The organism is Microcoleus sp. BM001215392, from assembly GCF_036700185.1.
Lineage (GTDB): Bacteria > Cyanobacteriota > Cyanobacteriia > Cyanobacteriales > Microcoleaceae > Microcoleus.
Window position 1 is genome coordinate 1 of sequence record NZ_JAUBOJ010000234.1, and the last position, 11655, is coordinate 11655.

The window sequence follows — 11655 nt, forward strand, 5'->3', positions numbered from 1 at the left end:
ATAAACGCAGATAATTTTAGGGTGTTTTCCGATTTTTGCAATTCAAGTCTAATGACTAATAACTAATGACTAATTGATGCCACAGCCGATCGCAAATTCCCTTGAAACTCGCCCAAAATTCGATCGCACTCTTCCTTCTCCAAATTAGTCCAGTGCATCATCAAAGCCAGCTTTACAGATTTGCCGCTTTTTTCCAGCAAAAAACCCGCTTCATCCCGGCCCAAATCTGTTAAATCTTGTAACATCCGCACCGCTCGATCGCGCAATTTCTTATTAGTCACCGCCACATCAACCATCCGATTGCCGTAAACCTTCCCCAGCTTCACCATGACGCCAGTCGAAAGAATATTTAAAGCCATTTTTGTCACAGTACCAGCTTTCAAGCGCGTCGAACCTGCGACTATCTCCGGGCCAACCAACAACCGAATATCCACATCAGCCTCAAAACTCACCTGTTCGACTGGTACGCAGGCGATAAACACTGTTTTCGCCCCCCGCTGGCGCGCCGCCTGCAAAGCACCCGCTACAAAGGGCGTTGTGCCCCCAGCCGTAATCCCGACAACCACATCGAGATTGGTGATGTGACGGTGAGCGATCGACTCCGCCCCATCCTGGGCCCGATCCTCCAAATCTTCAGAACTCCGTACCAAAGCCCCCGCACCTCCGGCTATTATGCCCTGTACGAGCTCTGGTGGCGTGCAGAAGGTGGGGGGACACTCGGCCGCATCAAGTACCCCCAAACGCCCGGAAGTACCCGCACCGACGTAAAAAAGGCGGCCTCCTTGACGCAGAGATTCAGCGCCGATGTCGATCGCCCGGGCTAACTGTTCGCGCGCACGGGCGATCGCACTCAAGGTTTGCGCGTCTTCCCGATTGAACAAGTCCACCAATTCGATCGAACTGAGCTGGTCTAAATTCGCGCTATTGGCATTCACCTGTTCCGTCAGCAGATGCCCCCGTTCTTCCAAATTCTTCATATTTTTGCAATTCAAGTCTACTTAATGAGTACCGATTACTGACTGCTGACTGCTACCCCCTGACTTTCACAAAAGTCCTTCGAGTCGGCGGCGAATCGAATCGAGTTCGTTTTGGGAAACATCAGACTCCGGCTCCGGCTCCGGTTGCCCCTGTGCCTGCCACTGAGTCTGTGTTACATTGTCTTCTGGCGGAATCGCTAGCGCGCCTGCTGGCACAAGTTCCCAATCATAATCAACACTGTCGCAGAACTCCTTAATTTCCTCATCGTCGATCGCCTCGACAGCGGGTTCGGGGAAATCCTGAGCTTCCAACATCACGCCAAAGCGTGTGGCGTCGTCTTCTGACTCAAACATCAGAACTTTGTTGCGCTCGCCAAGTTGAATGGTATGAATTCCCTCATTCTCGGTGCGGGCATTGAAGAGTAAGACGAACACTCGCATAAGTTTTAAAGACCTTCTTAACCACCGTTTTTTTATCTTAGAAGCGATCGGGCGATTTTAGATTTTAGATTTTAGATTGACTCTCGGTTTTAGGAGGTGTAGCGATTCTCGATTTTTGATTCTGCATTTTGATTGAGTCTGGGTTGTAGGATTTCTGGCGATTTTAGATTAAGTTTGGTAAACGTTTCTGAAATCTTCGTCCCACGGGCGGGGGTAAATATGGAAGTTCGGTCTGGGAGCGGGGCTTTCATCTTCGATCGCCAAAGCTAACGCACTCGGGACATCGGCACTTCCCACCTCTGTTGTGAGTCTACCAAAGGCAGGAGCCACCATCGATCGAATCAAAAAAGTCACATAAACCACGAACACGGTTAGGACGTTCTCGTATTCCACAAACATCAGCGGTTGATTGCTTATTCATGTAGAACCTCTGTGCTCGAACCTCGGACTTCTGCTGTCTGATTTCCTCAATTCCTGAATTCTCACAAGCTTTGAGAAACACGCATGACTAACTCCCACGATGACAAAAATCAACTCCTCCCCCGCCCGGGGCGCCGCTGGTGGCGCTTGCTGCTGCTTAGCGGTACGGGATTGGGCATTGTCGCCTTGGTTGGGGCGGCGGCCGCCGGGGAGTGGGTGCGCACAAAGTTAGCTCCTTTGGTGGAAACTGAGGTCAGCCAGACACTGAAGCGCCCGGTGCAAATCGGAGGCTTGGAGAGATTTTCTCTGACGAGTTTGCGGTTTGGTCGATCGACAGTACCTGCAACTGCTACCGATCCAGATTATGCTTCAACAGAAGCAGTAGAAGTGAAATTTCCGATCTGGCAACTGCTGTTTAACCGCACTCTCAAATTAGATATTACTTTAGTTAAACCCAGTGCCTACATCGAACAGGATGCTCGCGGCCGCTGGATTAACATTCAAACTGCCGATCCGAAACCACCAGGTTTATTTAAAACTCAAATCGATGCAATTCGAGTTGAAAATGTCGCCGCTGTTTTGGTACCAAGTCCCGCCGTCGGACAGAAAACTTCGGCACCGATTTCTGTAAGTTTGAAAAACGGCAGCGCTCTCTTGCGCGAACAAAATCAGCGCATTCTCTACGAATTTAACGGTCAGTTTACTAACAGCGACTCTTTTATAGTTAAAGCAGATTCTCTCTTGCCTGCGGCTCAAACTAACGTGCAGTTGCAAGGTCAAAATTTGCCTTTACCAGAACTCGCTCGCCTGCTAAAAGTTCCCGGCTTTTATTTGCAAAAAGGCTTGGCTAATGGCAACTTGACCGTACAGTTGCGAGATGATAAATTATCTGGAATTACTGGGACGGCGAGTTTTGCCGGAGTGCAAGCAAGTATTAGTCCGCTGAAACAAGTCCTACAAAATAGCAGCGGTCAGTTGCGGTTTCAGGGAACTAATTTGATTGTCGATAGTTTGACTGCTAATTACGGTCTGATTCCCGTTCAAATAGCAGGAACAGTTGCAACGGGAGCAAATTTTAATTTAGATCGAGCTAGCTTCAATTTGACAACTAACGTGCAACCAGTCGCTGTTACCAGTGTTGTTAGTGCGGTGGAAACTGAGTTAGGGCAGAAACTAATATTGCCGATCGCACTTGCCGGAGAAGTTAAGGCGGATGCTAAGCTGACTGGAACCATTGCAAATCCATTGTTGACAGGTACGATCGCCTCGACAAAACCCGCTACAGTCGATCGCCTGCAATTAAACAATGTTAGCACTAATTTTAAACTCGAACGCGGGAGAATTGCTTCAACTCCAACGCCGAATTCTCCACCGTCAACTGTGCCTTTGTCCTCTCTAACTTTGAGTTTGAGCGATATATTAGTTGTGCCGGCGGCGGGCGGTAAAATTGGCGCCAAAGGTGAAGTAGATATCGCGTTGGGAAGTCAGAATTCGCGATCGGGTTTGGTGTTCGATTTGCAAGCGGAAAATTTACCCGCAGACGATCTCGCCAAAATTTACGCTCTGCCAATTCCCGCTGCTGTTAAAATTGGTAGTGTTTCCGCCAAAGCTCAAGTTTTCGGCCCGTTAAATAATATCCAAGCTAGAGTTCAATGGCAAGCACCACAAGGGACTTTTCCGGCTAGTGGCTCCATTCGCGCCGGAGGTAATACGGCGGATTTGCAAAATACGGTTGTGAAAATTGGCGATGCTACAGTCAATGTGGATGCAGCGATCCAAGACCGTCAGTGGGAAGCTATCATCAAGGGCGATCGCGTGGCTGTAAATAGTTTACAGCAAGTCGTACCGGGTCTGAATTTGCCTCCTGAATTAGCAGGTTTGTTCAGCGGAACCGCCGAAGCAGCCGGAACTCTGGACGATTTTAGTTTAAATGCTATAACTGCTAGCGGCAAAGGAACGTTGAATATTGCTGATAGTATAGTTGATGTTAATGGCAAACTAGAATTAGGCCGCTGGCAAGCTTCTGGGAAAACTGAAAAAGTTGCCATAAATCCCTTACTCGATATTGGCTTGCCATTTTTGGCGATCGCAAATCCTGCCAATCTCGACAATCTAAAATCCAAAATTCAAAATCTCAAATCTCTCGGCGGACAACTAGCCGGAGAATTCCAAGCTTCGGGAAATCTTGACAATTTAACCGCTAGCGGCATCAATCTTAGCACCAACGGTAAACTTAATATTGCCGACAGCAATGTCAATCTCAAAGGAGAATTGACAGACGGAAAATGGCAAGCAACCGCAGAAACAGATCGCACTTCCATCAGCCGCCTGGTAGATTTAACACTCCCTATTTTAGATGTGGCTTCCGCATTCAATCCCGAAAATCAGCAATCTGCTAATCTAAAATCTAAAATTCAAAATCTAAAATCGATCGACGGCCAGCTATCGAGTCAATTTACAGCTTCTGGAAGTCTTGACAATTTGACGGCTAGCGCCATTAATGTCAACGGTAGCGGCAAACTAAATCTGGGCGGTAGCAATGTCAATTTTAAAGGAGAATTGGCAGCGGGAAATTGGCAAGCAACCGCAGAAACAGATCGCACTTCGATCGGCAGCCTGGTAAATTTAGGATTGCCACTGTTAGATGCGGCCTCGGCATTCAATCCCGAAAAGCAAGAACAATATACCAATCTAAAATCCAAAATCCAAAATCTCAAATCCCTAGATGGAGAGATATCGAATCAAATTCAAGCGGCGGGAAGTCTTGACAAATCAGCCGATATAGCTGTCAACAGTAGCGGCAAACTCAAGATTGCCGACGGTACAGTTGATTTTAAGGGAAAGTTAGACGCTGGACGGTGGGAAGCTGTCGCGGATCTCGATCGAGTTATTCTCAGCCGCCTAGAAAAAACAGTCCGCGATACTCAACTCTTTACCCTGACGGCGACTTTGCCTAAAGGATTTGACGGCAGAATTAACGGCCAATACCAAGCAGCGGGGAGTTTGGATAACTTGACAGCAAAAGGAATTCGTGCTAGCGGGGAAGGACGGATTTTAGTCGATCGACTCGGGGCGATCGATACTACGGCAAAATTGGAAAACGGCAACTTGGAAGCATTGCTGGAAACCAACAAAGTTACAGTCAGCAACTTAGAACAAACCCTCAAACAAACAGGTTTGCTGACAACCAATTTACCGCCAGAAATTGCCGGAACCCTCGACGGCAAAATCAGAATTGTGGGAACTACAGATAATTTAACCGCCAACCGCATCACCGCCAACGGCGACGCACAAATTCGACTCGCCAACGGCGGCGGAGTTGTCAGCGCCAAAGCTAGCGCGCAATCGGGGAATTGGCGCGCCTCAATTGCTGGCGACCAAATTGCCCTAAGTCGCTTCCAGAAAGCCTTTGAAGCCCAGCGCCAAAGCTTGCAAGCCAGCGGTTTAGTTTCCCAAGCCCAAAATCTCCCTCTACTGCGGGGACTATTTAACGGGAATGTCAATTTATCCGGCCCGATTGCTGCTGCTTCCCTGCAAACTGTTCGCGCCGGCGGCAGTTTCCGCATCTCCCAATTGCCATTTCTCAAACAACCTTTTGATGCAATATTTAACTGGGATGGCAAACGGATAGAAGTAGAACAAGCTGCAACTCCTGGTTTGACAGCCAGCGGATTTGTCGGCGTTGAGTTGGCTGGGAAAGGATTACCGTCAATTTCCAATCTGGATTTGGATGTAAAACTCTCCAACTTTAACCTGGAAGCCTTGCCGACAGAACAACTCGGATTTTTGGAACCAATTGGTTCCAAAAATGCTTCAGAGAAAAATCAGCCTGTCCGCGGCAATGTCGATTTCACCGGACGCCTCACGGGAACCCTCACCGCCCTGAGTTTAGTTGGCGACGTGGAAGTGCGGAATTTAGCAGTAAATGAAGTCGCTTTTGACTCGGTACTGGCGGGGAAAGTGACTGCGAGTTCCGATAAAAGTGTAGATTTGCGTTTGGCTGGCCCCCAAGACAAAATCGAAGTCGCTTTAAATCAGTCGTTTTTGCCGACATCATTCTTAGTTAAACGCGGGGAATCGATAGCCCGCGGCCAAGCTGAGGGCGAAACTTTGCGAGTCAATTTAAGCGATTTCCCCCTGGCTGCTTTGAATCTCTCACCGGGACAAGAGGCCGGTTTGGGGCCGATAACCGGTACGGTGTCCGGACAAGTCAACGTCCCCGGTTGGAAGATGCCGTTAAATCCAGCGACTTTGCAAGCCAACGGACAAATTGCGATCGCCCAACCGGCGATCGGCTACATTAAAGGTGACAGTTTCCAAGCCGAATTCAGCTATGCTAACGGCAGCGCCAGTCTCACAAACGGCATCTTCCGCCAAGGTACAGGTCAATACTCCATTTCCGGCAACGTGAAAGCAGGCGCCAATCCCGAATTTGCCGGGAAAGTTAACATCCAGCAGGGGAATTTGCAGCAAGTTTTAGCTGCTTTGCAGTATTTCAATTTAGGCGATTTCGCCCGCGGCCTCCAACCTCCCGTTTACGCTAGGGCTGCGTCTGTACAAACTGTCGGAGTCGGCGAACCGGAAGCCCCGCTAATCGAACAGTTGCGCCGCTTGGCAGAAATTGAAGCAATCTTGGAGCAGCAGCAAGCTGTCAAATCATCGGAAAAACTGCCGCCACTATCTCAATTGCAGGGAACTTTTGGTGGAGAAATCGCTGTCGCCGGTTCTTTGCGGACGGGCGTGCAAGCTCAATTTAACGTTAAAGGCGATAATTGGCAGTGGGGCAAATATGTCGCCGAACAGTTCAGCGTTGAAGGGAGTTTTCAGGACGGGATTTTAACTATTTTACCTCTGGAAATTCGATCGGGCAAAAGTGCGATCGGCTTTTCGGGACAACTGGGACAAAAAGCCCAATCCGGTCAGTTGCGGGTAGAAAATCTACCCGTAGAAGAGTTAGCAAAACTAATCGAATTACCCTTTGTGGACGTAACCGGAAACTTGAATTTGCGGGCGAATTTGGCCGGAAGTTTGGAAAACCCGCAAGCCACCGGCGAATTGAGTTTGCTTGACGGGACGCTAAACGGAGAACCGATCAAAAAAGCCGACAGCAGTTTCAGTTATAGCAACGCCCGCCTGAATTTTGGCGGCAGCGCTTTGATAACTCAAACCGAACCAATTGAAGTACAGGGAAGTTTGCCTTTTGAGTTACCCTTTGCTGCGGTAAAACCCGACAACAATCAAATAGATTTCCGGGCGAATTTGCAGAATGAAGGATTAGCAATTATTAATGTCTTAACTCCCCAAATTGCCTGGGTCACTGGCAAGGGACAGGTGCAAATTCGCGTCGGAGGGACGCTACAACAGCCTGTAGCGCAAGGAATTGCGAATTTTGAAAATGCAACCGTCCGGGCGCGGGCTTTCCCAGAACCGATTACAGGACTGACTGGGACGGTGCGCTTTGAGGGCGATAGAATTCGGGTAGAGGGAATTCGCGGACAGTTGAGTAAGGGAGAAGTTGTGGCGCAGGGCGTAATTCCGCTGTCTGTACCCTTTGCTGCGGGCGATGTCGATGCAGCGACTCCTTTGGCGGTGAATCTCGACAAGTTGGGATTGAATCTTAAAGGATTGTACCGCGGCGGCGCAGTCGGTCAAGTTCTGGCAACGGGCACGGCTTTGCGGCCGCAGTTGAGCGGTAAAATTGAACTCTATGACGGCGAAGTATTTTTACCAAGTGCCGGCGGCGGTGCAACTCGGTTAGCTTCTTCTTCTTCTTCTTCTTCCCCAAACCCTTCGGATTCTCCAGCAACTGAGGCTTCTGGGAACCCGAACCCTTTGGATTCTCCTGCGACATCTTCCCCGAACCCTTCCTTTGAAGTTGGATTAAACGATTTGCAACTGAAGTTGGGCCGGGGAGTGCGGGTAACGAGTGCGCCGATATTAAATTTTCAGGCGACTGGGGCTTTAACGGTGAATGGAACTTTAGAGGATATTCGCCCTGCGGGTACGATTCGGTTGACTTCGGGTGCGGTGAATTTATTTACCACGCAGTTTAAGTTAGATAAGGGATACCCGCAGACTGCTACCTTTGTACCAGCACAAGGACTCGATCCGACGTTGGATGTGAGATTGGCAACTTCGGTACAGGAAGTAACGCGCTTCCGGACTCCGGGAACATCTGTCGCCTCTGAAATAGCCGACGAACCGACTAATTTTGGCAGCGTGCGGAGTGTCCGGATTCAAGCGTTAGTCAAGGGTAAAGCTTCTGGGTTGGCCGAAAATTTGGAGTTGAGGAGCTCTCCAGGGCGATCGTCCACAGAGATTGTAGCGCTATTAGGTGGCAGTTTCGTGCAAACATTAGGACAGGGAGACAGTACGCTGGCGATCGCCAATTTAGCCGGTGCAGGTTTATTTAACAACCTGCAATCAGTGATTACCAATGCGACGGGATTGAGCGAATTTAGGTTGTTTCCGACTCGAATTAGGGGCAATGAAGTACAAGCAGGGCGATCGGGTTCTGGCGCCGGAGGCGGTGCAGGTTCCCTCGGTATAGGCTTAGAAGTTGGTGCCGATATCACGCGCAATCTTTCGGCATCAATCATTCGAGTGTTGTCAGCAAATCAGCCAACTGATTTTAATTTGCGGTATCGTTTAAGCGACAAAATTTTACTCAGAGGTTCGACCAATTTCCAAGGAGACAATCGCGTTACTGCTGAATATGAATTGAGGTTTTAGGTATTAGTCAGTTGACAGTTGGTAGGAAAGCAGCAGTCATTAATCAGATCAATTCCGGTTGTACCGTCAGGTGATTTAACTGCTCTTGACGCTCTTGACGCGGAGCCTCCAAAAGAGAAAGATGAATGATTCCTCGGCTAGACGGCACTGATATTATTAGTCAGCTTGCCTTGTACTTCGACTCATGTTGCGTCCTGGAAGCAATCGCACAATCAGCGAGCCCAATCACATCTGCCGATCGATATAATACCAATTATGTAGAGAAACAGCATTTGCCTCAGCCAGCGGGGAACTAGGAGACGCGATCGTAATTGACAGAAGATTGAAGACTGTAACAATAGTGAGTGAAATGCGTATCAGCCCAAAGCGACCTGGTAAAATTAAATTTTTAATTCTGATTCACCATTAATTTGCTATAATATAAATAGGACAACCAAAACGGTAGTGCTAGCCCCACACATAAGGTAATAGGAGTTAAGTCAAATGGCAAACAAACTCCAAGTTAAAACACAGTCAATCGGCTACGGCGACTTATACTGGAACCGATTTAGTCCGAGAGTCGCGACTATCAGCAGCATCCGCAATGCCAACCACTGGGACGGGGGATTCATCACCTACATTGCATATCCGACAAAAGTAGAAGCCACAGCAGCAATGAAACATTTGCTCCTGCATCAAAAAGCTGCCGATGTCGATATGCGAAAAGTCAAGCGGATGAAAGCCAAAGGCATTCGGTGGGAGCTAAAAATTCGGGGTTTAGCTTTTAATGAAGTGTTGAAACTGGCCACAATGGACATATCTGGAAAGCTAGTTATGTCACCTGTAACAACAACCAAAGCCACAGGCTGACAACACATCTATATAATAGGTGGGAGTTCGCAGAAAGATGCGCCGGACACGGCATTGCCGTGTCCCTAAAAACTCTATATTGAATAAAGTCGAAATTTTTGCGTTACCAATTGGGGGCGGCGCCACCAAAAAGTACAGCTACAAAGCTTAATTATCTGCGGCAACTTCTCTCTGTACGAGCATCCAACCTAACAGTGCTAAGATCAGACCGAGTACGAGAAATCCTAAATCCCAAGCTAACTGGTTAATACCCGGTTTGACGTGGTGGATTCCCAAAAGTTGATGGTCAACAATCCCTTCTACAAAGTCAAACAATCCCGCACCAATTAATATTGAACCGAAAAAAGTTTGAGTTGACAGAGGAACATCTTTCTGCTTAACAGCACGCCACAAACAGAAAATTCCTGCCACTGTTACCAACCAATCAGCAGCGTGAAACAATCCATCTCCGAGGGTGTTCAATTCTAAACCGGCCACGGTAGTATCGGTTTTGACGCTGCTAAACATATGGTGCCACTGGAGGAGTTGGTGCAGCACAATCCCGTCAAAAAATCCGGATTGACCGATACCGATGAGAATTCCTGCGATGATTAGAGGTAGGCGGTTGTTAGCTGCGGTAGTTGGTGAGTTTGTGCGATCGTTCAATGGGACACCTCAGATGTTTGAACTGCAAATCGTGGGGCTTTGATACTCCCCACCGATGAATCGGGGGGATTCTTGACTAAGACCACAAAGGGACTTTCAAAGGCGTTAACAAAGAACCTCTACTGACTTCTTTGAGACAAAGCCCCAAAGTTGCCGCTACTTTTCGACCGATATTAGCTGCACCATTGCAATCTGCATTAATCAAAAAACCTTCAAGAGTACGATACAATCCACGCTTAACTCGTTGACCGCTCTTTTGCCACCCTTCTGGTTTTTCGCAGAATTTAGGTAGCACATCAAGGTCTACAAATGAAGCCTTAGAAGTATACGACTCTTCAGTTTCCACAAAACGAATCCCGTATTGTTCGCATAATTGAGCGATTCTAGTCTTGAGTCTGCCAGTCGGAATTTGCACAAAATTCTGGTTAGTTTTAGCTCCCAGATTCAGACCATTTTTCATCCCAACATTCCACCCGAATATCACAGTACCAAGATTGTTGACCAAACAATGATTGATTACCTTTCGAGCTGCTTTGTTGACAGCATCTCGCATTGTTCGATTGCGATTTTCTGTTAATTGCTCAAGTCGTTTTGACCAATAGCCATTTGCTTTTCCTGACATCAAAAATGCAACACGCTTGTTATACCCTTGATTGATTGATTTCAGATGCAACCCATCAATGATAAAGCTAGTTCCAACATTGCTAACACAGGTTAGCCAGTTGTTCATTCCGTGGTCTATCATCAAAGCTTTAGATTGGTCTACATCTGCTTGAATAGTCTCAGTTTTGTAGATCAATTCCAAGTAAAAGCAGCCGTTTCTAGGTAGGATTCGATACTCTCTGATTGCTTTGTGGTTTAAGTTTGTAGGCATTGGCAGATAAAAAGCATCTAGTCCAAACCAAGCTTTAACTTTTGTACCCAACGGGAATCTCAATAGCCCGTCTTTTAGCTTCACGGAGCGCCATGTATACGTCACTAAAGCTAGACCACCTTGTCGATAATTAGGCAGCCTTGGTCTTTGAGTTACTGTCCCTTCTTTAATACCTTTTAATAGTCCAATATATGACTTGAAAGACTCGGCAACAGTAGTTAAAATCTGCTGTGCGGTATCCGAATAGAAGGCTTTATAGTGCAGATTGCGGTTTTCCGTACCTAGGACTTTATGTAAATCTGCTCTGCTAGGTATTTTACCTGTTTTGAAGTATATTTGACGAGCATAGTAGATTCCGCAATTAGTCAGCTTTCTCGACTCACTGCAAAGAAATTCTAGGATTGCTTTTAAGTCATTGTCGGGACTGATTAAATTTTGTTGACATCCAAACATTTTTATAGCCTCCTGAATATATGATAACATACTGCCAACACTTTGCATATACATCATGGCAACAAAAAAACACCCAGTACCCGCTTACTTGGATGAAATGGAGTTTAAAAGATTAACAAAAATAGCCAATACTTGGGGCTGTAGCTTGTCAGCGGCACTCAAAAGGTTGATTAGAGAATCGAAGGATGTAGGCGACTAAAGTCGCAACCGCGTTCCTCCCCATGTCTAAAGCTAGGGGCTTCCCGCTCGTTTTTCGGTGAAGGG

General features: G+C 47.5%; 7 protein-coding genes. 2 read left to right on the forward strand and 5 right to left on the reverse strand.

Features of this window, described 5'->3' with window-relative positions; all coding sequences use genetic code 11:
- Positions 1-62 precede the first annotated feature (62 nt).
- The 3 genes from murQ to QT974_RS22015 form a co-directional block, all read right to left on the reverse strand.
- Positions 63-977 carry an N-acetylmuramic acid 6-phosphate etherase gene (gene murQ, locus QT974_RS22005; protein WP_333470550.1) on the reverse strand — a complete coding sequence of 305 codons (915 nt, stop codon included), beginning with the start codon at positions 975-977 and terminating at the stop codon, positions 63-65.
- A gap of 66 nt (positions 978-1043) precedes the next feature.
- A complete protein-coding gene (locus QT974_RS22010) occupies positions 1044-1418 on the reverse strand; it encodes a DUF3110 domain-containing protein (RefSeq protein ID WP_333470551.1) in 375 nt (124 codons plus the stop codon).
- 168 nt (positions 1419-1586) lie between these two features.
- The gene (locus tag QT974_RS22015; RefSeq protein WP_333470552.1) at positions 1587-1817 is read right to left on the reverse strand and encodes a hypothetical protein; all 231 of its coding nucleotides are present in this window, start codon (positions 1815-1817) and stop codon (positions 1587-1589) included.
- 105 nt (positions 1818-1922) lie between these two features.
- On the opposite strand from QT974_RS22015, the gene QT974_RS22020 reads away from it, so the two are divergent.
- A complete protein-coding gene (locus QT974_RS22020; RefSeq protein ID WP_333470553.1) occupies positions 1923-8570 on the forward strand; it encodes a translocation/assembly module TamB domain-containing protein in 6648 nt (2215 codons plus the stop codon).
- Between the two features lie 483 nt (positions 8571-9053).
- Complete coding sequence (locus QT974_RS22025) at positions 9054-9419, forward strand: hypothetical protein (protein WP_333470554.1); 366 nt, start codon at positions 9054-9056, stop codon at positions 9417-9419.
- 147 nt (positions 9420-9566) lie between these two features.
- Here QT974_RS22025 and QT974_RS22030 read toward each other — a convergent pair whose 3' ends face one another.
- Together QT974_RS22030 and QT974_RS22035 are read right to left on the reverse strand one after the other, a co-directional pair.
- The gene (locus tag QT974_RS22030) at positions 9567-10064 is read right to left on the reverse strand and encodes a DUF2243 domain-containing protein (RefSeq protein ID WP_333470555.1); all 498 of its coding nucleotides are present in this window, start codon (positions 10062-10064) and stop codon (positions 9567-9569) included.
- Between the two features lie 76 nt (positions 10065-10140).
- The gene (locus QT974_RS22035) at positions 10141-11391 is read right to left on the reverse strand and encodes an RNA-guided endonuclease InsQ/TnpB family protein (RefSeq protein WP_333470556.1); all 1251 of its coding nucleotides are present in this window, start codon (positions 11389-11391) and stop codon (positions 10141-10143) included.
- Positions 11392-11655: the final 264 nt, after the last annotated feature.

Bases quoted from the DNA above. Each gene is read 5' to 3' on its own strand.
- QT974_RS22025 (WP_333470554.1), top strand. From the start codon at position 9,054: ATGGCAAACAAACTCCAAGTTAAAACACAGTCAATCGGCTACGGCGAC.
- QT974_RS22015 (WP_333470552.1), bottom strand. From the start codon at position 1,817: ATGTTTGTGGAATACGAGAACGTCCTAACCGTGTTCGTGGTTTATGTG.
- QT974_RS22035 (WP_333470556.1), bottom strand. From the start codon at position 11,391: ATGTTTGGATGTCAACAAAATTTAATCAGTCCCGACAATGACTTAAAA.
- QT974_RS22010 (WP_333470551.1), bottom strand. From the start codon at position 1,418: ATGCGAGTGTTCGTCTTACTCTTCAATGCCCGCACCGAGAATGAGGGA.
- murQ (WP_333470550.1), bottom strand. From the start codon at position 977: ATGAAGAATTTGGAAGAACGGGGGCATCTGCTGACGGAACAGGTGAAT.
- QT974_RS22020 (WP_333470553.1), top strand. From the start codon at position 1,923: ATGACTAACTCCCACGATGACAAAAATCAACTCCTCCCCCGCCCGGGG.